This window comes from Cytobacillus oceanisediminis 2691, from assembly GCF_000294775.2.
Lineage (GTDB): Bacteria > Bacillota > Bacilli > Bacillales > Cytobacillaceae > Cytobacillus > Cytobacillus pseudoceanisediminis.
Genome location: NZ_CP015506.1, coordinates 2317813 through 2341900 on the forward strand (window position 1 = coordinate 2317813; position 24088 = coordinate 2341900).

Annotated in this window: 25 protein-coding genes; 15 read left to right on the forward strand and 10 right to left on the reverse strand. The window is 37.0% G+C overall.

Going from position 1 to position 24088, the window contains the following annotated elements; genetic code table 11:
- Positions 1-61 precede the first annotated feature (61 nt).
- Positions 62-1204 (reverse strand): glycosyltransferase family 4 protein, encoded by a 1143-nt coding sequence (locus A361_RS11815; protein ID WP_019382438.1) that lies wholly within the window; start codon positions 1202-1204, stop codon positions 62-64.
- Positions 1205-1334: 130 nt separating this feature from the next.
- On the opposite strand from A361_RS11815, the gene A361_RS11820 reads away from it, so the two are divergent.
- The gene (locus A361_RS11820; RefSeq protein WP_064328213.1) at positions 1335-1772 is read left to right on the forward strand and encodes a hypothetical protein; all 438 of its coding nucleotides are present in this window, start codon (positions 1335-1337) and stop codon (positions 1770-1772) included.
- Here the strand turns inward: A361_RS11820 and istB are convergent.
- Both istB and istA read right to left on the reverse strand, forming a co-directional pair.
- Positions 1750-2472 (reverse strand): IS21-like element helper ATPase IstB, encoded by a 723-nt coding sequence (gene istB / locus A361_RS11825; RefSeq protein WP_019380289.1) that lies wholly within the window; start codon positions 2470-2472, stop codon positions 1750-1752. The two genes, A361_RS11820 and istB, sit on opposite strands and share 23 nt — an antisense overlap.
- A 17-nt stretch (positions 2473-2489) precedes the next feature.
- Positions 2490-3998: an IS21 family transposase gene (gene istA / locus A361_RS11830; RefSeq protein WP_019380290.1), complete on the reverse strand. Its 1509-nt coding sequence runs from the start codon at positions 3996-3998 to the stop codon at positions 2490-2492.
- Between the two features lie 199 nt (positions 3999-4197).
- On the opposite strand from istA, the gene A361_RS11835 reads away from it, so the two are divergent.
- The 8 genes from A361_RS11835 (at position 4198) to sat (ending at position 11969) form a co-directional block, all read left to right on the forward strand.
- Positions 4198-4593 carry a DUF4915 domain-containing protein gene (locus A361_RS11835; protein ID WP_064328214.1) on the forward strand — a complete coding sequence of 132 codons (396 nt, stop codon included), beginning with the start codon at positions 4198-4200 and terminating at the stop codon, positions 4591-4593.
- Positions 4594-4613: 20 nt separating this feature from the next.
- Positions 4614-5327 (forward strand): glycosyltransferase, encoded by a 714-nt coding sequence (locus A361_RS11840; RefSeq protein ID WP_019382943.1) that lies wholly within the window; start codon positions 4614-4616, stop codon positions 5325-5327.
- Positions 5328-5768: 441 nt separating this feature from the next.
- Positions 5769-6542: a sulfotransferase domain-containing protein gene (locus A361_RS11845; protein ID WP_009334803.1), complete on the forward strand. Its 774-nt coding sequence runs from the start codon at positions 5769-5771 to the stop codon at positions 6540-6542.
- Between the two features lie 139 nt (positions 6543-6681).
- Positions 6682-7425: a glycosyltransferase gene (locus tag A361_RS11850; RefSeq protein ID WP_226280721.1), complete on the forward strand. Its 744-nt coding sequence runs from the start codon at positions 6682-6684 to the stop codon at positions 7423-7425.
- Positions 7418-9166 (forward strand): glycosyltransferase, encoded by a 1749-nt coding sequence (locus A361_RS11855; protein WP_019382944.1) that lies wholly within the window; start codon positions 7418-7420, stop codon positions 9164-9166. The genes A361_RS11850 and A361_RS11855 overlap by 8 nt, the downstream gene beginning before the upstream one ends.
- Positions 9167-9301: 135 nt before the next feature.
- Entirely contained in the window at positions 9302-10159 is an 858-nt protein-coding gene (locus A361_RS11860; RefSeq protein WP_019382945.1) for a sulfite exporter TauE/SafE family protein, read from the forward strand.
- A gap of 33 nt (positions 10160-10192) precedes the next feature.
- The gene (gene cysC, locus A361_RS11865) at positions 10193-10786 is read left to right on the forward strand and encodes an adenylyl-sulfate kinase (RefSeq protein ID WP_009334799.1); all 594 of its coding nucleotides are present in this window, start codon (positions 10193-10195) and stop codon (positions 10784-10786) included.
- Between the two features lie 19 nt (positions 10787-10805).
- Positions 10806-11969 (forward strand): sulfate adenylyltransferase, encoded by a 1164-nt coding sequence (sat, locus tag A361_RS11870; protein ID WP_009334798.1) that lies wholly within the window; start codon positions 10806-10808, stop codon positions 11967-11969.
- Between the two features lie 91 nt (positions 11970-12060).
- On the opposite strand, the gene A361_RS11875 is transcribed toward sat, so the two are convergent.
- Both A361_RS11875 and A361_RS11880 read right to left on the reverse strand, forming a co-directional pair.
- Complete coding sequence (locus A361_RS11875; RefSeq protein ID WP_009334797.1) at positions 12061-12945, reverse strand: glycosyltransferase; 885 nt, start codon at positions 12943-12945, stop codon at positions 12061-12063.
- Between the two features lie 21 nt (positions 12946-12966).
- A complete protein-coding gene (locus A361_RS11880; protein ID WP_009334796.1) occupies positions 12967-13569 on the reverse strand; it encodes a hypothetical protein in 603 nt (200 codons plus the stop codon).
- A 124-nt stretch (positions 13570-13693) separates the two neighbouring features.
- Here A361_RS11880 and A361_RS11885 point away from each other — a divergent pair, with 124 nt between their 5' ends.
- From A361_RS11885 to A361_RS11895, 4 genes are all read left to right on the forward strand, one after another.
- Complete coding sequence (locus tag A361_RS11885; RefSeq protein WP_019382946.1) at positions 13694-15121, forward strand: hypothetical protein; 1428 nt, start codon at positions 13694-13696, stop codon at positions 15119-15121.
- A gap of 28 nt (positions 15122-15149) precedes the next feature.
- A complete protein-coding gene (locus A361_RS29925) occupies positions 15150-15353 on the forward strand; it encodes a hypothetical protein (RefSeq protein WP_009334794.1) in 204 nt (67 codons plus the stop codon).
- 52 nt (positions 15354-15405) lie between these two features.
- Positions 15406-15780: a Mov34/MPN/PAD-1 family protein gene (locus A361_RS11890; RefSeq protein ID WP_157380242.1), complete on the forward strand. Its 375-nt coding sequence runs from the start codon at positions 15406-15408 to the stop codon at positions 15778-15780.
- A gap of 128 nt (positions 15781-15908) precedes the next feature.
- Positions 15909-16466 (forward strand): M15 family metallopeptidase, encoded by a 558-nt coding sequence (locus A361_RS11895; RefSeq protein WP_019382948.1) that lies wholly within the window; start codon positions 15909-15911, stop codon positions 16464-16466.
- A 44-nt stretch (positions 16467-16510) separates the two neighbouring features.
- On the opposite strand, the gene A361_RS11900 is transcribed toward A361_RS11895, so the two are convergent.
- Positions 16511-17560: a M42 family metallopeptidase gene (locus A361_RS11900; protein WP_009334791.1), complete on the reverse strand. Its 1050-nt coding sequence runs from the start codon at positions 17558-17560 to the stop codon at positions 16511-16513.
- 111 nt (positions 17561-17671) lie between these two features.
- On the reverse strand, positions 17672-18757 hold the full coding sequence (locus A361_RS11905; protein WP_009334790.1) for an AI-2E family transporter: 1086 nt from the start codon (positions 18755-18757) through the stop codon (positions 17672-17674).
- Positions 18758-18895: 138 nt separating this feature from the next.
- Between A361_RS11905 and A361_RS11910 the strand changes: the two genes are divergently transcribed.
- Complete coding sequence (locus A361_RS11910) at positions 18896-19930, forward strand: mechanosensitive ion channel family protein (RefSeq protein WP_019382949.1); 1035 nt, start codon at positions 18896-18898, stop codon at positions 19928-19930.
- A gap of 71 nt (positions 19931-20001) precedes the next feature.
- On the opposite strand, the gene A361_RS11915 is transcribed toward A361_RS11910, so the two are convergent.
- Together A361_RS11915 and A361_RS11920 are read right to left on the reverse strand one after the other, a co-directional pair.
- Positions 20002-20187, reverse strand: a complete 186-nt coding sequence (locus tag A361_RS11915; RefSeq protein ID WP_009334788.1) for a hypothetical protein — start codon at positions 20185-20187, stop codon at positions 20002-20004.
- A 105-nt stretch (positions 20188-20292) separates the two neighbouring features.
- Positions 20293-20727, reverse strand: a complete 435-nt coding sequence (locus A361_RS11920; RefSeq protein WP_019382950.1) for a hypothetical protein — start codon at positions 20725-20727, stop codon at positions 20293-20295.
- A gap of 159 nt (positions 20728-20886) precedes the next feature.
- Here A361_RS11920 and A361_RS11925 point away from each other — a divergent pair, with 159 nt between their 5' ends.
- Positions 20887-23178: an ATP-dependent DNA helicase gene (locus A361_RS11925; RefSeq protein WP_019382951.1), complete on the forward strand. Its 2292-nt coding sequence runs from the start codon at positions 20887-20889 to the stop codon at positions 23176-23178.
- A gap of 34 nt (positions 23179-23212) precedes the next feature.
- On the opposite strand, the gene A361_RS11930 is transcribed toward A361_RS11925, so the two are convergent.
- Positions 23213-23839: a YczE/YyaS/YitT family protein gene (locus A361_RS11930; RefSeq protein ID WP_009334785.1), complete on the reverse strand. Its 627-nt coding sequence runs from the start codon at positions 23837-23839 to the stop codon at positions 23213-23215.
- Positions 23840-24088: the final 249 nt, after the last annotated feature.

The following is a 24088-nucleotide window of genomic DNA, read 5'->3' on the forward strand; positions in this document are numbered from 1 at the left end:
CAAAATAATACAAATCCTATAAAAAGCTAGTGGTTGAAGAATGTAATGGTTGAAATTATTTTTATTCTTTTAATGTAATAAGCATATTCAGAAAATTAGCAGCATAAATTTCAGGCGAAAATATTTTTTCAATATGTGCTACTCCATTTCTTCTTATTTCATTTCTAATAGGAATGTTTGTTAGTAATATTTTAGCTTCCTGGATAGCATGATTGATATCTCCCTGTTTATAATATTTTCCTGTATGGTTATGAACAATAAAGCTTCGGACTCCATCTGAATCTGTTGTAAGGACAGGACATCTACAAATCATAGCTTCAAGAACTGCGTATCCAAAACCCTCAACTTTTGAGGTAGAGCATAACAGGCCACCAGAATCCCCGATCATTGAAAAGTAGTCTGCCATCTTACTATGAGGTTGATTAGGGTAGATTGTTAATCTGTTATTCAGTTTGAGGGAAGATACCATATTTTCAAATTCTTTTCTTGATTCAGGTTTTGAAAGAGTATTGTCTTCAAACATCCACATTTGGATATTGGGGATAGATTCACTTAACTTTGACCCTATTGTTAAAAAATCCCTCCAATTTTTATTTTCTTCTATCCTTCCAACCCAGCCAAGGATAGGGTTCTTAGGAGCAGGCAGTTTCTTATAATGAAAACTTTTTGAGTTAAAGCAATTGTGAAAGCAAAATTTTTTTTTATTGGGAAAATATTTTTCAAAAGCTTTTATTAAATGAGGCGTTCTAGGGTATAAAATTCCATCAGCAAAATTATTAATAATATCATAAGCTTGAGTTTTAATGAATTTTTCTGCATATTCTTTATAGAAGCCAAGTCCTTGAACTTCATAGATTAATGTACTTTTAATTCCCCATTTCTTTAAATTCTCAAGCATTTGAAGATCTGATGCCACTACTATAGCATCATACTTTTCACGAATAACTAACTCCCTGATAAGTTCTTCTTTATCAAGAACAAAAACTGGTTTTAACATATTCTGTAATCCGGTTCCATGTTGTTTATACAAAAAGTGACAGGTAACTCCTGCTTTACTTAGAGCATAAAAACGCTGTCTATTTAGTGTCTCGATACCTCCACTGGGAATATAATACGTAAATAAAACTTTAATTCCGCCTGCTCCGGTTTTTTTAGATAAGTCCAATAATTCCACCTCGATTAATTTGAATAAGTTTATTTCCAAATATTTTAATCCTATGATTAATATATTGCGCACTCATTATTATATATGCATAAAATACCTTGAAAGGTGTTTTGTTTACTAAGAAAAAAAAAGTAACTAAAACATAGTTAAAATTGTTGGAGTGTTGTATATGTTACAAGTTAAAGATTTTAATGCACTGATAAGCTGCTGTAACCAAAATGGGGGACTATACCATCTGAAACGCCAAAAAGGAATGAATACACTTCAAATAATATTAGATATTGAATGCAGAGGAATAGCTAGATATGGTAAGGGATTTGTTGTTGCATCAAATGAGGAAGGAATTATTCTATTGGATGAAAGTTTAAATGTTGTAAATTTTAGCCATGCAGGAAAAGGATTAGATCTGCATGGTATAGCTATTAGTGGAGATTTTGCTTATTTAGCAGAAACTAAGCTTAATTGTATTGGCATATATGATTTATCAAATGGATTAAACAGAGTCGATGAGATTTGCTTTTCTTCTGTAAATGTCAACCCAAAAGTTGACCATGTCGCTCATGTAAAAGTTGACCACCCTCTTGTTACTTCGAATATGTTTCTTTGAGACGATAACTCTCTCCGTTCATTGGGATAATGTGGGCCTTGTGAGTCACTCGATCTAACAAGGCGGCGGTCATCTGTTCATCGTGAAAAACTTCTACCCATCGGCTAAACTCCCGATTGCTAGTGATAATCATGCTTCCTCTTTCATAACGAGTAGAAAAAAATTGAAACAGTAATTCGGCTGCTCTCTGGTGGTAGGGGATATAGCCAAGTTCATCAATAATCGTGACATCTGCAGCCAACCATTGTTTCTCCAACTGGAGGAGCCTTTTTTCGTCTTGGGCTTCCATCAGTTCATTCGATAGGCGGGCGGCCGTATAATATTTGACAGTATAGCCTTGATTAATCGCCTCTTCCCCTAACGCAATTGATAAATGCGACTTTCCTGTACCTGAGTTCCCAATAAAAATGACATTCCTTTTCTGCTGAATGTACTCTCCTTGAAAGATGTCCAGAATGCGTCTTTTTGGTACGTGGGGAGCCTCCTCAAATTGAAAAGAGAGGAGGTCCTTATGTACAGGGAATTGCGCCTTTTTTCTGGCTAACTCTTTCTTTTTGATTTCTCGCTCAGCTATTTCAATCGATAATAATTGAAAGAGAAATTCTTCATAGGTAATTTGTTGCTCATTTGCTTCGCGCAAATAAGCGTCAACTTGTTCACGTATAGTCGGCAAGCGCAGCCTTTTTAGATATTCATCCATTTGATAATGGTGTGTATTCAGTGAATATACCTCCCTTTCTGTAATAGTTGGTCATACGGGCTAAATGTAGGAGCCTTGACGGTGACGGACTGCTCCATTTCATATTTTATTGGGGCTGGCTTTGTTGCTTCCGGCTGAGTCATGAGGTAAAGATAATGCCTTACACTATCAGCTGTATATAGCTGCTCTTTTACACAACTTGCCACTGCCCTTTCTACTGTTTCCATCGTAAACTCCCGATGGAGTTTTAATAGTTGAATAAACTCTTTTCCATGCCCATACTTTGAAAGACTTCTCTTATAAAATTCTTGATAACTTGGTGGAAGATTAGCTCTTCGAACTGGGCGCGCATGCTGGATGGCCCTTGGTTTTCTCTCCAGTTCATCCAAGTAATGATCCACTTCAAAAATTTCTTGAAGCTTTTCGTATGAACGCTCATGTTTGGCTACACAGTTTCCGTCAATGTTTATTTCAATGTGATTTACATAAGCATTTATTTGTGCATCTTTCCGACCGGCATACCTAGTAGGTACCGAGTAGGCGTTTGTTTCAAAATTAACAAGCGAAAGACTGTTGACAGAGGCTCTTACCTTCCTTGCGCAAGGATGAGTACCAATAATCGGCAGAAGCTGTTGCTTCTCTAGTAAAAATCGTTCACCCACCTGTTCTTTCGTTTTTGGAACATAGGTTTCTTCATAGGCATCACATTGTTCTAAAAGATAGTGATTAAGTACCTGTAAGTCACTTACCTGTGGAACGGGAACTAAAAATTGAGCTCGTGCTGTTTGAACTAGTTTCTCTACTTGTCCTTTTTCATTTCCTTTTGCGGGTGCACAAAATTGGGCATCAAAAAGATAGTATGATCGAAACTGGATAAAGGCCTCCTGTTCTTCACGCTTGGTCCCTTCTAACACCTTCTTTACCGCTGTTTTCATATTGTCATAGACAATCGTTTTCGGGACACCACCGAAATAATCAAAGGCATCTGCGTGACCTTGAAATAACGCCTCCTGCCGTTGATGCTGAAACACTTTTACAAAAATCTTACGGCTATACAAAAGTCTCATACAAAAAAGCATTACCTTCGTTTCAATCCCATTTAAAAGCACAATGATTTCCCCCCAATCAAATTGGGCAAATTCACCGGGATCGAATTCCAACGGTATAGAGGAATTAGGAGTTTCTTTGAGCTGCTTATATTGGCGTACAAAACGGCGTACAGTGGATTCTCCACCTTTAAAGCCATATTCTTTCACCAAGCGTCTGTGGATTTGAGCAGCACTGTGACGCTGTTTTAGGGGGGCTGTTTCATCGTCCGTTAACCATCGGATAATAATTGGTTTAACGGGGTCGATGACCGGGTTGGTAACCGGCTTTGATCGTTGATAGGTTGGAATTTTATTCTGTTGTAAAGCTTTTCGAATGGTTTGTCTTGATAATGTAAGATCTTTCGCTAATTGTCGTATAGAACGACCTTCTTTAAAGTGCAATTTTCTGATAAGCTCTATATTAGCCATCTTTAACATCCTTTTTTTCCTCCCGAATCATGAAGTTCTCGACAAACTCTATGATAAGGGATTGGGTGTTAAGGGTGGTCAACTTTTTGGTTAGCGAATTGCGCTAAAGTGGTCAACTTTTATTTTAGCGTTTACATCTTCCAACAGAGCAACAGATATTTGCCATATTAATGATATATTTATTGAAGAAAATAGTCTTTTTGTATCAATGTTTCATTTACCTGGCCAATTTAATATTGGAGGCGGGGTAGTTGAATATTCTTTAAAAAAGAAGAAAGTTAAGAATGTTCTATATGAAGGAATATCTCAGCCTCATAGTGTTATGTTATATAAAAATGATCTGTATTTTTGTAATTCGGAAGAATTCTCTGTACGTAAAGAAAATAATATATTATTTAAATGTCTTGGTTATACGAGAGGTCTAGCTGTTCAGAATGAAACGGTTCTAATTGGCCAAAGTATAACTAGACATATAAATAAATTATTAGAAAAGCATCCTAATATTTCTTCAGACTGTGGAGTCTATTTATTAAATATGAATAATAAACTATCAACTTTTGTGCCAATCCCCTCCTTGGAAATATATGGAATTATTTTTATCTGATTACAAAGAGGTGAAAGATTGTGGAATTAAATGAATATCCTTTAGTTTCTATTATTATTCCATTCTATAATTGTAAATATGTCCAGAGAGCAATTTCTAGTGCATTAAAACAAACTTATAGAAATATTGAAGTTATTGTGGTGGATGACGGATCAACTTCTCATATACCAATGATAAAACCACTTAAGGACAAGATCTTCTATATAAGAAAAAAAAATGGTGGAACTGCTTCAGCATTAAATGAGGGAATAAGGAATTCAAAGGGAGAATATATTGTATGGTTGAGTTCAGATGATTTATTTATTAATACAAAAGTCGAAACACAATTAGATTTTATGAAAAACAAAATGTATATGTTTTGTTATACCAATTACTTTTGCATTAATGAAAAGAATCGAATAATATCTGATTCTGTTGGTCCTTTAAACTCTGAAGAGCTCCTAAAAAGCCTAATAGTAGGCTGCCCGATAAACGGTTCCACTATTATGATGCGGAGAGAGGTTACTAAAAGTATTGGGCTTTTTGATGAATCACTGAGATATGCCAATGACTATGATTATTGGATTAGGGTGTTTCTAAAATTTAAAATAGGGCATTTAAATATTCCACTCACATTGTATAGAGTTCATGGGAAAATGGGAAGTAAACAATATTTAAATGATGTGTTGAAGGAATCAAGGAAAGTAAAACTAAAATATAAAACAGAACTGGAGAAATATTTAAAAGAAAAATAATTAATTACTTTACAGTAGCTTCTATAGACAAGCTGCTGTTTTTTTAGCTAGATCTTTTGCCGGTATATCCTATATTAATAAACTTTCTAATTGAAAAAATATTTTGTGACATTAATTTATGCCTGCTTTAAATAAATTTTTTTGCTTTTCAAATCAATTCAGGATTGAAAATATTGATCATGGCTAGGCAAAAGAGGATTTTGTAAATATAAAGAATAATTCTATAAAACTAGCCTATAGCAAGAATAAGAATTAGACATAACTTATAAAAGACAGGTTGAAGGGTATTTAAATTTAATTTTCATTTCCGTATTAAGTAATTATCGAGGGAGATTTGTGTGGAAAGAATGTTTGAATGTAACATGGCGTTTTAACTATGAAAGAATTTGTATTAGAAGAGATTAAATTACTATCATAAAAACATTAAATAGGAGTGAAAAAGTGCAAAACAAATCTTTTAAACAACCTAAGATATTTATTAACTCTGTCCCAAAAAGCAGTACTAATTTAGTAATACAATTAGTAAAAGGCATAACTAAATTATATCAAGGTAAATCATATTGGGTAAACAATGAAAATGATGTATTAAGTATTAAGGAAGGTGAATTGGTCTATAGTCACCTGCCATATAATGAAAAATTTTCAAGCGGACTTCAAAGTATGTCAATAAATCAGATATTCATTTACAGAGACTTAAGAGATGTTGCTGTTTCAATGGTTTACTTTATTAATGATGTATTTTTTGATCATCCTCTTCATCAAGTTTTTAAAAAGAGAATTACCTTATTTGAAGATCAATTAGATGCTGTCATTCTTGGAGTAGATCTGATTGGTGAAGAAAATGAAAATAAGTGGGGGGTTAAGAAACATTATCCAGGCATTTATGAGGAAACTTATAAAATTTATGAATGGCGTAAAGATCCCAGCGTGTGCTGCATACGTTACGAAGATCTAGTAAATAATTTAACTGCAGATACTGAAATATTAAAAATAATAAATTTTTTATGGGAAGATCTAAGAAACCTAAACATAAGTAAAAGTGAATTCTTAAAAATAATGAAAAACAACATTGATACTAAAAACTCATGGACATATAGACAAGGCAAATTTGGAGGGTGGCGTGAAGAATTTACATCTAGAAATAAAGCGAACTTTAAAAAAGTAGCTGGTGATTTGATCATTAAACTAGGTTATGAAAAGGACAATAATTGGTGATTTACATGGCCGATTTTGCGATCGAGTCTAAGGAAGATTAGGCCAAATCTAAAAATCCACAAAAGGTCTATGATTTTATTAGCAGTTGTTGAAAATAGTATATGGAAACTGATTTATCTTTTATTTTTCGAACAAAGGAGTGAGAAGTTTGAGTAAAGAACTGCCATTAGTAAGTGTTTTAATACCATTTTATAATTGTAAATATGTTCCCCAGGCAATTGAAACCGTATTAAGACAAACTTACAAGAATATCGAAATTATATTAGTTAATGATGGGTCCTATATGTATAATGAATTATTAAAACCATACTTATCAAGAATTATATATATAGAACAAAAAAATAAAGGTGTTGCGTCTGCTTTAAATGAGGGAATCAAGATAGCTAATGGTGAATATCTAGCTTGGTTAAGCTCAGATGATTTATTTTCTGAGAAGAAAATCGAACTACAGCTTAATTTTATGAAAGAGAATAAATCATTATTTAGTTTTACAAATTTTAATATTATCGATAGCCATAATCAGATAAAAAAATATAATGTTGGGATACATTTCAAGAGCGGAATAGAAGTCTTACAATCATTAAAAGATTTTAATCCTATAAATGGTTGTACGGTTATGATGTCCAGGAAGGTTATTGAAAAAATTGGATATTTTGACGAAACTTTAAAATATGCACAAGACTATGATTACTGGATAAGAACTTCGGCCCATTTTCCTCTTCATTATTTCCATTGTACTTTAACTAACTACCGGGTCCATGATTTAATGGGATCAATTCGTCATAATAAAGATCAAATGAAAGAATTCTATGAACTTAGAGAGAATTATAGAGTCAAATATAATAAATTTTTTTCAGAACAGAGAGGAGAGAACCATGTTTAACTCTCCATTTACTTTTAGAGGGAATGAATATATTGCTGCACAATTTAACCCTCGGCAAATAATTGATAATTTTAAATATGAATGTGTGATTTTACCACAAAGAAGGTCAAATAATGAAAATGCATCATATCTTATTTCACCAGAGGTAAATAATATTGAAGGAAATTTTGCTGTAGCAGGTATATTATTCCAAAGTAATAGGTTATGTGTGGTTGAAAAATATCAAAATAATGTTGAAACAGTTATAAGTTTGCCTATAAATCAGAATGAGTGGATTAAAGTAGTCCTTATTTATATAGATAAGACACCAACAGTGTATATTAATGAAAAGGAAGTAGCCGTGGGGACAAAAAGCAGATATACCCACATTTGTCCATCTTTGGTTTTTGGCGGCAACATTAAAGATGGGTGTTTCTATGGAAAAATCCAATCAATAAAACTTTGGAAAGTACCCCCAAACCAATCAGAAATTCGGTTAAAGAGGGAAGATATGAATGTAAATCAAAATATTGTGTGGGGTTATGACTTTTTAAGCGGGTCTGCCTATAAAAATGGGAAGAAATCTGACTACGAAGTCAGTATAATATTGCCGACCTTTAATAAATATCAAGAATTATTGTTAACACTTCATTCCTTAGAATGCCAGCATTTTGATAAGAGAAAGTATGAAGTAATTATTGTCGATGATGGATCAATTGACAATACTGCTTCTATAATCAATGAACACAATTTTTCATTTGATTTAAAATATATAAGATCCAACCAAAATATTGGAAGGGCTAGTATGAGAAACCTTGGGATTCAGAATGCTGGAGGCCGAGTTATTGTATTTTTGGATGCAGAGATAATTGTTAAGCCTGACTTTGTTTCTCTGCATTACCAAGGACATAAGGAGAACAAAAAAATAGTCATTTGTGGAAGCTTGGTACTTAAAGGATTATATACAATATATCATCCAAGATACAACATGGAACAAAAGACTCATATAATGAAGCTGTTGAAAAACTATCCGACTTTTACTCCTAGTACTTTGAATGAGATAAAAAGTGGTAAGACTGTTAAACTATTAACTGAAAAAGAGGTTAGTAATCAATCATATCAAAATTATTCATTTGATAAACCATTCGTAAAGGTTTACAAAGAAACGCTTTTTAATCGTTTTGGGAATAATCTGAATGGGTTTCACTTTCCATGGCTCTTATTTTGCACTGGGAATGTTTCTGTTGAGGCAAAGGCCATTAAGGAAGTAGGCCTATTTGAAGAGTACCCAGGATACGGCTGGGATGATCATGAACTTGGATATCGTTTATATAAAAAGGGGTATAGATTTTTTAATCATAATGGGTTAGCAGCCTATCATCAAGAACACCCTATTTCAAAGACAAATCCTCAAGATGCTATTAAAAATTTTGTCCGAGTGTTTAATAAATATCCTGAGGTACAATTAAGGATTTTTATATTGCATTTCTTGGGTATATCCGTTCCTAATGTACACTTAATTTATGATTCATACTTGAACTTTTTAAATGGATATTCAAATATTTATAAAGGAATTCCGAAGTTATTAGAGCAAATACTCCAAAGAATATCTGTTAAACTATGGAAAGAAGAACCATTAACAAACTTACTAAATACTAGTTCAGTAAATAAAGAACAAATTATAAAAAATCTTGAAGATTTAGAAATTTATCCTAAAGTTAAGCCGTTTGCAAGTAATTTTAAGAACATTATTAAGATGTAAAACAAATTCTGGGAAGATATAGCTTTCCAGTTTTTTTCTTTCACCTTGGTGCATTAGCCGTTTCATGATACAAGAGTTTTGAATCTAATAAAGGTATACCCTCGTGTATAAAAAAAACAGATTGGAGCAGAAGAATTGAGAAAATTACTTACTGTTACATTTGTTGGATTCATTGCCCAATTAATTGACGGATCACTAGGGATGGCTTACGGAGTTACATCCTCCTCTTTGCTTTTAATGCTAGGTATGGCTCCTGCGGTTGCATCTGCCAGTATTCACATTTCGGAAGTGGTTACGACTGCTGCTTCAGGTTTTTTTCACTTTAAGTTTGGAAATGTAGATAGAGGGACAGTAATGAAATTAATTCTACCCGGTGGTGTAGGGGCATTTATTGGAGCATGCTTTTTAAGCAGCATGCCAGGAGAAGCTGTCAGGCCTTTTATATCTGTTTTTTTGTTGTTATTGGGAGTTTATATCTTATTCCGCTTTTTGTTTCTTAATAGTACTCCAAATGAGAATAAGGGAATCCAGTTATCTAACAGGAAAGCTGCAATCCTTGGTCTATTAGGCGGGTTCGCTGACGCTACCGGTGGAGGCGGATGGGGGCCCATTACAACACCTGTTCTTCTGGCCCAAAAAGACACTGCTCCCAGAAAAGTGATTGGAACTGTTGATACGAGTGAATTTGTAATAGCATTATCAGCAACGGCAGGGTTTCTTATCTCTTTAGGCTGGAAGGAATTTGATTGGTTTTGGGTTCTTGCGTTAATGCTAGGTGGATTGTTTGCTGCTCCTATTGCAGCATGGCTCGTAAGGATCCTTCCTTCCTACCTCCTTGGAGTCGCAGTAGGTGGAGTGATCATTATAACCAATTTGCATACCATTATTAATTTATCTGGCATAGGGATTACATTATCTTACTTTATATATCCCTGTCTTTTTATGCTTTGGATAATAGCCATTATTTATACAATTAAAAAGAATAAGAGCTGATACAGGTTCTGTCATACAAAAAGGAGGGAAGGCATGGAAAAAGACAAGAATTTATATTCTCCTATATTTAAAGTAACAAAAGAAAAAAGAAGAGCTCTTCATGGACATAATAGTAAGATTATTTGGTTTACTGGTTTATCAGGATCAGGTAAAACAACCATCGCAAATGAACTGGAAGACATTCTTCATTCAAAAGGTATCTCCACCTTTATTTTAGATGGAGATAATATTCGGCAGGGACTGAATAACGATTTAGGATTCAGTCAGGAAGATCGAAAAGAAAATATTCGCAGAATCGGAGAGGTAGCAAAATTATTTGTAGATAGCGGAATTGTGGTTCTGGTTACCTTTATATCACCATTCGCTTCAGAGCGTAAACTGGTCAGAGATATGGTTGAAAAGGACGAGTTTATTGAAGTGTATGTCAATTGCTCTTTGGAAGAGTGCGAAAAAAGAGATCCAAAGGGCTTGTACCAAAGGGCAAAAAATGGTGAAATCAAAGAATTTACAGGGATTTCTTCGCCTTATGAAGTGCCTGAGAATCCAGAAATCATCTTAGAGACTTCTAACTATTCGATAAAAGAGTGTACAGAAATTCTTTATGATTATCTGAAAAGATTACTGTAAATGGCTAAGGAGGGAAAAAATGAATTCAATTATTGACCCCCACGGTGGAAATTTAGTAAATGGCAAGTTATCTGAAGGAGAGAGAAAAAAATATTTATCAAAACAAGATTCCATGCCTTATATTTCAATTTCGAAGTGGACAATATCTGATGTTGAACTGATTACGAATGGCGGTTACAGTCCGCTTCGCGGGTTTATGAATCAAAAGGAATACCTTAGTGTTTTGGAAAACATGCATCTCCCAAGCGGTCTTCCTTGGACAATCCCCATCACTCTTCCCGTTGATAAAGAGGAGGCTGAACAACTTGAAATAGGAGATGAAGTCCTCCTAAGAGGGAAAGATGATATTACCTACGGAGTAATTAAAATAGAGGAAATATATAGTTACAACAAAGAATATGAGGCATTGATGGTTTACGGCACAAACGATCATAATCATCCTGGTGTGAAGAAGTTAAATACCCAGGGGGATATTTATGTTGCAGGTCCGGTTTATGCAATTAATCAGCCTTCACATGCCCCTTTTGAAGACTATCTAAAAGAACCAGCTGAAACAAGAAAAATGTTCAATGACTTGAAGTGGAGTACTATCGTTGGCTTCCAGACACGTAATCCAGTACATCGGGCCCATGAATACCTGCAAAAATGTGCATTGGAGATGGTAGATGGTCTTTTACTTCATCCCCTTGTCGGAGAAACAAAAAAGGATGATATACCAGCAGATATCAGAATGGAAAGCTATAGTGTATTGCTTGATAAATATTATCCAATGGATCGAGTTAAGCTGGCAGTATTTCCAGGTGCTATGCGCTATGCAGGTCCGAGAGAAGCTGTGCATCACGCTATTATCCGTAAAAATTATGGGTGCACACACTTCATTGTCGGCAGAGATCATGCAGGTGTCGGAAATTATTATGGAACTTATGATGCTCAAAAAATATTTTCCAATTTTGACCCCGAAAAAATTGGAATTAAACTGTTATTTTTTGAACATAGTTTTTACTGTAAAAAATGCATGAATATGGCGTCCGCTAAGACGTGTCCCCACTTAGAAGAGGACCGCTTCTTTCTAAGCGGCACCAAAGTTAGGGAGATGCTAAGAAATGGAGAGCAGCTTCCACCTGAAATTACAAGGCCTGAAGTAGCGGATATATTAAGGAAGGGGTTTAGCAATAACGTTTAACATTTAGAGTTCATTTGAGGAATCATCCTCGGAGTCTGTTAATTGATGCTGAAGGCTGGTTCCTTGTTTGCTTTAATTTTTATAAATGCTATCAAAACTCAACCCCAAACCTCCGAAAATACCAATCATCATCAAATTTCCTTTTCTTCAAATAAACCTGTTTCTTCTCCATTGCCCCATTCTGAATCACTCTTTTTTCAACATCTTTTGATTTAGTATGCTTTATCATCATTTTACGGATTTTTTGAATGCGGCTGGGGTTAAAATGCAGATAGGCAAGTCTTAATAGGTTATAGTAGTAATCTTCCAGTTCAATTTTGTAGGGCTGTACTTTCCGGAATAAATGCAGTACTTTCGTCTTTGGCTGTACATAACAATTGTAGCCGAATAACCAGAGCTTAATAGAAAGTTCCACATCTTCATGTCCCCAAGTCGGAAACCCTGTTTCAAATCCTCCCACATCTTCAAATACATCCCGTCTGATCGCAAAGCATCCGCCTGGCAGAACGGCGGTTTCAAATAGATAATCTCTTTTTGTGTTCCAGTGGGTCCTGAACTTATTTGATCTTTCATTTACCCATAGTGTTTGGCCATACCCGATAAAATTGGGATTACCTATAGCGCCAATGGCAGGGGTAATGGAATCGCAGGTCCCCTCAAGAATTGGTTCAAGCAGTCTGTCTAGCCACGAATCTTCAAATTCCAGATGGGCATCACAAAACACAAGAATGCTCCCATTTGCTTTTTCTGCCCCTGCATTTCTTGCATTTGCTGCCCCGACACCGGATGTATTCACTACTGTGATATTTTTATTCAGAAACTGATCCCGAAGAAAATCACAGCAATGATCATCAGACTGATCATTTACAACAATGATTTCATATGGAGAGCCAATCTCTACGGAGAAAAAAGATTCAAGTGTGTTCTTTACGTTTATTCCTTCGTTTTTTACAGGAAAGATGATGGAAGCAAGCAAATTTATTTCACTCCTTTATTGTTATATTACTGGAAGAACCCTCGCTTCCACTTCCTTAAGGGTAAGCTGCCCGGCGATATAACTGCATATAAGGGAATAATTAAAATGGATAGCAAATAAATACCTATAAATAGAACGGGTCACTGCCTGGAGGTGTATTTGAGGCTGGATTAGATAGGCATCCCATATTTTTTGATCGGTGCTTATGTTTTCCTTATTTCCTTCGGCAAGGATATATTTGCTTGTGATTGGAGGGAAGGATAGCAGTGTCCAATTACCATCTTTATCACCTTCGCAATGAGCCGGGAGAGAAGAAGCAATGATCTTTTCTGTGACTTCCACTTTTTTTATTTGTGCTCGGTTTATAAGGTACTTCAGCTTCGTCATGTTCCATTCCATGCAATAGTACTCGTCTTGGTTTAGCGGGATTCTCACTTTAGCTTTTTGGTGATCATTCATGATAAATGGCTCGTCTAATGAGCTTCTTAGTCGCTGTTTATAATATCTCAGGGTCTCTTCAAGCTCTTGCGGCGGGGGATTTACCATTTTCAAACCATTGCTTTTCACGAGTTCCTTCAAATAGGGAACAGTTAAAAACTCATCAAGAAGATAAATCTTTTCCATGCTTAACACCTCGGAATTAACATTGTCATCAGTAGTAATAACTTAATGTTCTTTAAGCTTGTAACGTGACAAAAATAAATACATATAGATATATCAAGAATCTGTGCAGAGGGAGGAGAGTGAAATGTTGAAAAGGGCCAAAATGGTATTAGTGAGGAACGGCACTTGGCAACTATACTCGTGTGAGATGAAAAATCTTCAAGGCAGACTTTTTTCCTCCAAACATGATATACAGCCAAACAGAAAAAGTTTACAAAACGACCAGGATAATAAGATTTCCTTTAATAAGATAACAAATCAAAAGACTCTCAGCTTTTCAGTCCATAAGGAGAAATCTAATAACCCGCAGGATGCTCTCCTCCAAACAGAAATGATCATTGGTGAAATCAGGCATTATTTAAAGCATCTTCGCCTCGAGGAGGGAAAATGGAGAAAAGATAAAAAGAAAAAAGAATTAATGATCAAAGAATTTGTATTACAAAAAAAACAAATGAAAAAAGAAATATCCGATTATAAACATTTGGCTGCTATTCACGAAAAGAGAACACAGTTTTACAAGAACGCACTACAGCGAAAAAATGGAAACGGAAATAAAAAAGTGCGTCACCAGTTAAAGCATGAAGCAAGAAGCTTAGAACCAGGGGCTTCATACCCTGTAACTCAAAAAGGGGCAGATAAAAAGCAGAGCATTAAACTGATCGAAAGAAAGATTAACGAATTATCCGAGTTAAAGAAAAAGGATTATTTGATGATACAGAAGTTGGGCACCGATTACCAGATAATCCATGAAAATTGGGCAATAAAAGAGATTATTATGCCTATTCATCATGAAATGGACATGAATAACATAAAGAGAGGGAGTTGGTTAGAGTTGGCTTGGAATTGGCTTAATGGAGATAAACAAACTCAGTATTTGGAAAAAACAGCAGAATTACAAAGTACCATCAATGAGTTGAAAGCTACGGTTAGTTCATATGAAGAAGTTCTGGAGAAGCTTAGTAAGCAATTTGACCAGTATGAAAAAAATGAGGAACTTTATCTGCAGGAAATGGTTGACCTAAAGGAAAATCTGCAGGCCATAGCTGGCAGTGAAGATGAGTATCTATATGAAATCCAGCAGCTCAAAGAAGAGATTCAGGAATATAAGCAGAAAAATATTAGTCTTGAAAAAAAGATATCAGAATTGGATCGTTTGAAAGAAGAGCTGGATGCAAAATCCCAGCAGTTAAAAGAATATGAAAATATGAATAACCAACCTTCATTACCTCCGCAGAATATGCAGAAGAAGGAAAAATTATCGAAAAAGATGAAGCAGCAAAATGCAATTCCTCAACGCAGCCAAAGAACAGAAATGAGACAATTTGAACAAAAACAAAGCTCCGTTAGGAGGTCCAGGACCCCTAATGTAAATGGAATGCCAAGGAATATGAATAATCAGCCAAGACAATTGAATCCAAGTCAGCAGCGAGCTCAGAACAAACTGGATTTAATCCAGAAATTCTACCCTCAGGCTCGATCGCAGAGCAGCGTTTTTAATCCTTTTAAATATTAAAAATAAAAAACTAACGGGAGTGGTTGAAGTGGAAACACCGAAAAAATTTTATGAGAGTTTTAAAAAAGCAAGAAAATTCCCAGCTGGTAATAAAGCCAAGAAAGCATCAGGGCTTTTAAAAGGGAAAAATCAAGAATTAAAACAAACATCGAGCAATGGCAAGAAAAAAATCTATGTTTCGGGAACTGCGAGTGCCACTCAACCCAGACGCAGGAGCTGCTGCGGCCGTTAACCAAAAATTTGACTTTTACAACAAAAATGTTGTTTATATAAATCGTTCGGTTTTGAATGAAATAATTAATCATTGCAGAGAAGATCTTCCTTATGAAGCATGCGGGCTTCTTTCCGGTCAACATGGCCGAAACGAAATGATGTGGAAAATTAGGAGCACGGAAAAAAGTCCGACTTCTTTTGCAATGGATATGAAACAGGTCTCAGCTGCCCTATCTGGGATGAAAAAGCTCTCTCAAACAATGACAGGCATGTACCATTCACATCCCTCCGCAGCCCCATTGCCTTCAAGAGATGACATCAGGAACTTTCATGACCCTGCTGCAGCCTATTTTATTATTTCATTCGCAAATAGGAAGACAAGTGTAAAGTGTTTTAAGATAATTGACCATAAAGCTTTTCAAGTGAAATTTGAAGTTATAAGATAATATTATCCTTTCTAATTTAACAGGTGTGTTGTGTAGATCGTCATATAAGCCTCGGATACGGGAAATCCGAGGCTTTTTATGATTTAATATACATATAGGGAATACCGCTAAGAAAGGAACTTAAAATCTTGCCAGTAAAATCACTTTTGAAACTAGTTGTTTTTCTGCTCATACTATCTGCCATTGGCTTAATAGTTTATGAATATAGCAGATATTATATAGGCCCTCCTAATTTAGAGGACACTTCTCTCCCAACTGCTCTTCACCCTGCAGTTGCTGAAAAAAAGGATCAGCTGATCTCCCAGGCTGCCGACAAAGGCATTAACGTAGTCATCACCCAGGATTTCAGAAGCATAGAAGAACAGGATGCTTTATATGAAAAAGGCCGCACGGCTGAGGGGAGTATTGTTACTCATGCAAAAGGGGGAGAGTCCTACCATAATTTCGGACTGGCGATTGACTTTGCCCTTATGTCTGTAGACGGCCAGGTTATCTGGGATATGAATTATGACAGCAACGGCAACAGTAAAGCAGATTGGGATGAGGTCGTCGAAATCGCAAAAGAGCTTGGTTTTGAATGGGGCGGGGATTGGACGCAATTTAAGGACTATCCTCATCTCCAAATGGATTTTGGACTTACCATTTGGGAACTGCAAAGAGGGAAGAGACCGCCTGAAACGGAATGATAATAAAAGAAACTGCACTCAAGATGTGCAGTTTCTTATTTTTGTTATAGGACCATTTCCGACTGTACATAGTGATACAGCAGCTTAGCTGTATTTTCAATTGAATCCTCATGTGTACGCTCGAATGCATGGGAAGAATCAATCCCCGGTCCGATTAAGCCGTGGACAATGTCGTGTCCGGCACGTATGGCTGCCGAAGCATCAGATCCGTAAAAAGGATAGATATCAAGCTTGTACCCAATTCCATTATCCTTTGCAAGCTGAACCAGACGCTTTCTTAGTTCGTAGTGATAAGGGCCGCTTGCATCCTTCACACAGATGGAAACGGTATACTCATCAGTAGATTGCCCGTCTCCCATAGCACCCATATCCACAGCCAGATATTCTACTGTCTCCGGTGTGATATTGGAATTGCCGCCATAGCCGATTTCTTCATTATTTGAGATAAGGAAATGGGTTGTGTACGGCAGTTCAATGTTCTCGGACTTCAGCTGTTTAATCAGCTGAAGAAGGATGGCGACACTTGCCTTGTCGTCAAGATGGCGTGATTTAATGAATCCTGCCGGTGTCGTCTGCACACGCGGATCAAAGGAAACAAAGTCCCCAACTTCAATACCCAGTGCACGGACATCCTCAGCATTATGTACTTTTTCATCAATTCGGACTTCCATGTTCTCCTGGTTTCTTTCAGCTTTCCCGGCATCTTTGTATACATGAACTGAAGTCTGATGCATCAGAATGGTACCGGTGAATTTATTGCCTGATGATGTCTCGATTTCACAATATTCGCCTTCTATCGAGTTATATTTGAATCCGCCGATCAGGTCAATCTTCAGGCGTCCGCTTGGCTTAATTTCTTTCACAATCGCTCCCAGAGTATCAACATGGGCAGTCAGCATCCGGTGACGATTTTGGTCTTTACCGGGAAGGGCAGCAATTAGTCCTCCTTTGCGGTTTCGTTTTGTTTCAATATTAAGCTCATTCAAAAACTTTTCCACATATGTAATCACTTCATTGGTATTGCCGGATGGACTTGGAATAGAAACGATTTCTTTTAGCAAGTTAATGGTTTCTTTTGTATTTGGGTATGCCAATTAGAAAATCTCCTCTCAAATTATTCACGCGCAATTCTTATTATACTGTTATTTCTCGGGATAAGCATGCCCTATAAATAAAAAAAACTGCCAGAACGGCAGTTTGTAACTTTATATTTCTTCTGAAAGCAAGCTTTTCCTTGTTCTTAAACGGTAAAACCTTCTAAAGTCTTTTACAAGTACCTTAACGACAGAATAGAACGGAATGGCAATGAGGATTCCGATAAAACCATAAATTGATCCTGCAGCCATTAGGATAATAATAACTGTAAGGGGATGGAGATTAAGCCTTTTGCCCATCACATGAGGGGAAACGAGATTACTTTCAAGCAGCTGAACAGCGATCAATACCAGTATTATTTTTAATACCATTCCGGGGCCTTGCAGTAATCCGATGAAAATGGCGGGTATGATGCCAAGTACCGGACCAAGAAAGGGCACGACAGTAAGGAACATCGCAAAAAATGCTAAAGTTAATGCATATTCCAAACCTATAATCTTATATCCGAAATACATTAACACACCATCTACGACTGCCACAATAAACTGGCCAGTAACATAGGAAAATAAGGTCTTATCAATATCTCCGAGAATTTTATTGCCTTCTTCCTCGTGTTTATCAGGAAGATATTTTAATAGAAAAGGGCGGAGCTTGTGATCATCCTTAAGGAAGTAGAAAAGGATAAACGGCACCACAACCATGACAGTCACAATGCTTGTAATGGTGGAGAAGACTTTCATCACGTTCTCGCCAGCGCCTGATAGGATGGTTTCTAAAAAGTTCAAGGCTTTGTTTTTGACTTGGTCATAAGAAAACATGCCCATATTGTTTTTTTCAACCACTTTCTCCGTTTCATCCGATAAATCCTCCATCTTTGCCGGCAGGTTTTCGCTTAGTTCAGTAACCTGGCTGCCAATCAAATTGCCGATTGCGTTAAATCCTAAATACCCTGCACCCAGCACAACGGCAAAAATGACGATAATACTGGCTGTTTTGGGTAAAGACCTGGAAACCAATCTTACCAGGGGCCTCAATATATAGTAAAGAATACCGGAGATCACTACCGGAAAGAAAATAGTGGCAACTAAAGCCCGAATTGGCCATAGGAAGTAATCAATCTTCCCAAGCAGGAAAATGATGATTAATACGAAAATAGTACCTGCTGCATATTTAAAAAATGGTTTATTGATCCACATTCATATACCCCAACCTTAAGATATGTATTTACTATTCACCTTTCCTTTTTTCAAACATTGTTAAACACAGCCGTTTAAGAATCGATGTAAGAGGAATAGGTAAAACATTAAAAACGCAACAGGTAAGGGAGTCTAATTATGCTGTTTATAAAAAATGTAACCATTAAGGAAGCAATGCTGTTTTTATTGTTTGCAGGAGTAATATTGGCTGCCAAATGGACCGTTAACTTACTCGTGAAAAAGAGAAAGGGCAAGTCAGCACAAAACGACCGGATCATGCAGGGAATTTCTTCACTCGTGAACTGGGCAGCTTTTTATGGAATTATCATTCTATTCTTGTTTTATTTTTCGAGGGAGAAATGGCTTTTTTATACCTTGTTCACAGCTGGGGAGGTAGATGTGACGCTATATTTAATAATTGTAGCGTTTTTGACAGTCTCGCTTGCAAATCGGATCGTAAAAGTATTCACCAAATATGTATTAACATCTGTTTATGAATTCTATGGAGTTGATCGGGGGCTCGGCTATTCATTCAACAGAATGATCTATTATACCGTCATGATTGCAGCGCTCGCCATCAGCCTGACAACGGTTGGGCTTGATTTAACAGCGGCTGCTGCCATGCTGGGTGTTCTCGGCATTGGTATAGGATTCGGCATGCGCAATATTGCCGGTAACTTTATTTCAGGCATCATCATCCTCTTCGAACGGCCTATTGAAATTGGGGAAGTAATCGAGATCAATAATAAGATCGGTAAAATAGAAAGCATCCGTCTCAGATCCACTATCGTCCGCACTGCTAAAGAGGGAACCCTCATCGTCCCAAACCAATACTTCATCGAACAAATCATCAAGAACCGGACAGGCTCAGAAATGCTTGCCCAGGTCCTAATCAGCGTAGCGTACGGTACTGATACAGATAAAGTTGAAAAGCTTCTTAGAGAAGCAGTCGAGGTTGTAATGCCTAAAACAGAAGGGGTTTTAACGGCACCTGCACCTGATATCCGTTTTGTGGATTTCCGCAATAAGGCCATGGACTTTCTAATAGAAGTCCCTGTTGCAAACTTTGAAGCCAAACAGAAATTTGAAAGCCGGTTAAGACATGTAATTGCTGAGAAGTTTTATAAAAATGGGATCGAACTTGCCACAGTACAGCTGCTGTCAAACGAATGACGGGTTTTAGTTAAAAGGAGATAAAGCGAAAAACACCAGCCGCTCAGGGCTGGTGATTTCCAATGTGCACTCTATTTCCCTAACAAAGCTTTCACTCCAAGATAAAGAATGGCAAGACCAAAGATGATCATAGCCAGACTGCCGACAATGGTGAAAAAGCTGGCAATGCCTGAAGTAATAACTGCAGAAACAGGTACCATTGTCAATCCGTAGCCTGCAAGCATACAAGCAAGATATAATAATGCCAATTGATACATTATAGATCCCTCCCTTCCATACTAAGGTATGAAAAGGGCGGAATCTTGCTTGGTCTAATATCCCGAATCTTCCGAATAAGGTAAAAAACAGTTCTTTAGAATTATCTATTGATTCTTATTTGTTTCCTGTACAGCAATGATTTTCAGGGCAGTTAATTCTTCCTCTGATAACCTTTCTGTTAAAAGGCTGTATAATTCATTCTGCTCTTCAGCGGTCAGTCCGCCTTTTACTTTTGAGACACTCTGCTGGATTTCCTTCAACGAAAAGCTTTCTGAAATCTTCTTCACAGCCTCTTCTTTTGTCTTGATCGGCAACGATGTCTTTTCAAGATTTACTGCTGTTAAATCCTCCGGGCTGCTTCCGAGCAGGGCCTCTACATTTGGATCAGCGGCAAGCATCACCAGATCATCATTAGTGATGCTGCCGGCAACTTCTGTCATTACTTTATTTGATATCAGATCCATTGAAGCAAAATAGGTGAGGAATCCCAATAAAATAAAAGATCCTCCGGTAATTGTCCAAAAAATAATTTTTTTCAATTTTTATGGCCTGCCCAAACAACGAACAGATCCGCTCACTCTCCTCCCATTTTTTATCTCCTTAAATTGTAAAGGGTCATTTCCTTATTATGCAAATCTTTCTTATCAATAGAACGTATGTGCTATAATAGAGAAATAATAAACTAAGGAGCCGTTTCAATGGATAATAAGATAAAAATATCGGTTAGATCGTTAGTTGAATATGTTTATAAAAGCGGCAGCATTGAAACAGGCTTCCGTTCTGCAGTGCCGCTTTCAGAAGGAACAAGGATTCATCAAAGAATCCAAAAACTTTATGGGGAAGAAGACCAAAAAGAAGTGTATCTGCACACAGTCTTAACCTTCAATCACCTAGACTTTCAGCTTGAGGGCAGGTGTGACGGGCTTTTCATCAGAAATGAAGAACACATTATCGATGAAATTAAGTCTGTTTCCCTCCCGCTATCTGAAATAGATGAATTTGCATATCCAGTCCATTGGGCTCAGGCTAAATGCTATGCTTTCATGTATGCAAAAGATCATAATCTTCCAGACATGACAGTTCAATTAACCTATGTACAATCTAAAACAGATGAAGTGAAAAGATTTCAGCAAAGCTATTCTTTACGTGAACTTGAAGAATTTATACTTTACCTTCTGGAATCCTATTTTCCATACGCCGACTGGAAGATTCAGCATCAACAGGCATTAACAAAGAGCATACAAGAATTGGCTTTTCCTTTTCCTGCCTACCGAAATGGCCAGAGAAGATTTGCCGGGGCAGTATACAAAACCATTGCAGAGGGGAAAAACTTATTTGCCAACGCACCTACAGGCATCGGCAAAACAATTTCCACTCTTTTTCCAGCATTAAAAGCCATTGGGGAAGGCCATATTCAGAGGATCATTTATGCCACAGCCAAAACCATTACCCGTCAGGCTGCTGAAGGGGCCATAGCCATGATGGGGGATGATGGATTGAATCTTAAATCGGTCACAATCACAGCTAAAGACAAAATTTGCTTTAAGGAAGAAACCAATTGCCAAAAAGACAACTGTGAGTTTGCCAATGGATATTACGACCGGATCAACCAGGCCGTACTTGACCTCCTGAAGAATGAGAACATGATAAGCAGAACGGCAATTGAACAATATGCTAAGAAGCATAAAGTCTGCCCTTTTGAATTTTCATTGGATGCCGCATATGCCGCTGACGCCATTATTGGTGATTATAACTATATTTTCGATCCGAGGGTCTCACTTAAGCGATTACTGGAAGAGGAGAAAAAGAAAACGGCTCTATTGATCGATGAAGCTCATAACCTGGTGGACCGCGGAAGGGAAATGTATTCAAGTTCCCTGGAGAAATCAGCCTTTCTTCAGTTGAGCAGAAGCTTTAAGGGGAAGGATGAAGGGATTCAAAAAAGCGCAAAACAGGTTAATGGAATTTTTATTGCATTAAAAAAGAAATGTGGTGAAAATCAGGAAATCGCAGAAAAAAATCCCCCAGAAGAACTTTTTGAGATTCTTGAAGAATTTGTTCAATACTCCGAAAACTACCTGGGGCAAAACAGAAACAATACGGAAGAAGAATTGCTGGAAGTATTCTTTGCTGCCCAGAATTTCATCAGAATAGGAAAACTGTATGATGACAGGTTTGTAACGTATATTCAAAAGGAGAGGAATGACCTGATCATCAAGTTATTTTGCCTGGATCCTTCGAGTCTTCTGCACAAGGCCAGAAAAGGATATAAATCGGCTATCTTTTTTTCCGCTACCTTAATGCCTCTTAACTATTATCTGGACATGCTTGGCTTTCAAGAGGAAGATTTCATTGTATCCGTTCCTTCCCCTTTCTCCAAAGATCAGGCTAAGGTCTACATACAGCCGCTTTCCACCAGATATCGTGACCGGGAAGGATCTATCGAACCGATTGTCAGAACAATCAAGAGCATGCTAAAGGGACAGAAGGGGAATTACTTAATCTTCTTTCCATCCTATCAATATATGGAAATTGTTTATGGAAGGTTCCTCGATGAGGAAATGCCAGTACATGCAATTATTCAAAAGACAGGAATGGATGAAAGAGAAAGGGAGGAGTTTCTGGATGCATTTCAGCCAAATGCTTCTGGTACTCTGTTGGGGTTCGCCGTCATGGGCGGGATTTTTTCAGAAGGAATTGATTTGCAGGGAGATAGGCTGAATGGTGTATTTGTGGTTGGTGTGGGTCTTCCCCAGATCGGGTTTGAACGTGATATGATGAAAGCTTATTTCCAGCAGCAAGGGAAAAACGGCTATGATTATGCCTATACTTATCCTGGAATGAACAAAGTTCTTCAGGCAGGGGGCAGGCTTATTCGTTCTGAAAACGATACAGGGATGATTGTCTTAATGGATGACAGGTATTTACAGGCAAAGTATCAGACCCTGCTGCCTGATGAATGGAAGGATTCTATTTTGTTAAGAAGTTAAAACATCCTGCCCAGGAAGAGCAGGATGAGGGTAATCATTTGGTGATAAGCGGGCCTTTGGGCGCCTGCATTCTTTCAAGCGTTCTTTCGAAAACCGGGTAAAAGAATTGTACAACCAGACCAAGTGTTAATGTGACCACAATCGTGCCTACACCGATTGCACCTTTGAATAAGAATGCAAGGAGCAGGGCAAAGCTTTCGCTGATAATCCTTGAGTTTCTTAAATTCAATCCAAATCTAGTGTGAATGGCCACCATCAATGTATCCATCGGACTAGCGGGGAATTTGGCCTGCAGATAGATGGCCACTCCCATACCCATCGAAAGGATCCCAAAAAGCAAAATGAATGATTGACCTGCCAATGTTTGCGGGGTAAGGTCACCAAAAATAACGAGAAGCCAAAAGTCAATTAGTGCGCCAATAATCAAAATGGAAATGGCTGCAAGGACTTCAGGCTTTTTTTTCATTAAAAAAGCGTTTATAAAAATGAGAATGACTCCATTTATAAAAACAAAGGTGCCAACTGTTAAGTGAAACATTTGAGATTCACCAACAGCCAGGGCATCCCATGCAGAAGCTCCAAGGTTTGACCTGATAATTAGGGCTACACCCATTGTCAGGATAAGCATCCCAATAATAAAAAATAAGAAACGTTCTTTCATGAAGACTCTCCAATCATCTATGTTTAATTTTTAGCTTGCCCTTTTTAAGATCAATACTCCTGCAGCACAGAAATTATGTAGGGAAAATTCATTTTATCATCAGATTGCATGGGTTAACAGAAAATTTTTATGAAAAGTTGTTGGATTTTGCAGGAAAAAGGCGAAAGATATTAAGATGATATCAGTTTTCATTCATCTCAAACTGTGCTATATTATTTTACATTCATTCATCATTTATTAATGCTGGCT